We start from the raw sequence: 713 nt of genomic DNA, 5'->3' as shown, positions 1-713 counted from the left end.
ATGACGGACGTAGTGATCGTATCGGCCGCGCGGACCGCGGTCGGCAAATTCGGCGGCTCGCTCGCGAAGATCGCGGCACCGGAGCTGGGCGCGACGGTGATTCGCGCGGTGCTGGAGCGTTCGGGCGTGAAGCCCGAGCAGGTGAGCGAAGTGATCATGGGCCAGGTGCTGGCGGCGGGCTCGGGGCAGAACCCGGCGCGCCAGTCGCTGATCAAGGCCGGCCTGCCGAACGCGGTGCCGGGCATGACGATCAACAAGGTGTGCGGCTCGGGCCTGAAGGCGGTGATGCTGGCGGCGAACGCGATCGCGGCGGGCGACGCGGACATCGTGATCGCGGGCGGCCAGGAAAACATGAGCGCGGCGCCGCACGTGCTGCCGGGCTCGCGCGACGGGTTCCGGATGGGCGACGCGAAGCTGGTCGACACGATGATCGTCGACGGCCTGTGGGACGTGTACAACCAGTACCACATGGGCATCACGGCGGAGAACGTCGCGAAGGAATACGGGATCACGCGCGAGGAGCAGGACGCGTTCGCGGCGCTGTCGCAGAACAAGGCGGAAGCCGCGCAGAAGGCCGGCCGCTTCGACGCCGAGATCGTGCCGGTGTCGATTCCGCAGCGCAAGGGCGAGCCGCTGCAGTTCGCGACCGACGAGTTCGTGCGTCACGGCGTGACGGCGGAATCGCTGGCGGGGCTGAAGCCGGCGTTCTCGAA

General features: G+C 69.1%; 1 protein-coding gene. It reads left to right on the top strand.

Annotated elements, in window-relative coordinates:
* Nucleotides 1–713: acetyl-CoA C-acyltransferase (locus ACV22W_RS33555; protein ID WP_448023827.1), on the top strand; the 713-nt coding region annotated here is incomplete at both ends.

The organism is Burkholderia sp. AW49-1 (assembly GCF_053427845.1).
The sequence above is the reverse complement of the archived record's forward strand: the minus strand, read 5'-3'. Positions and strand labels throughout refer to the sequence as shown.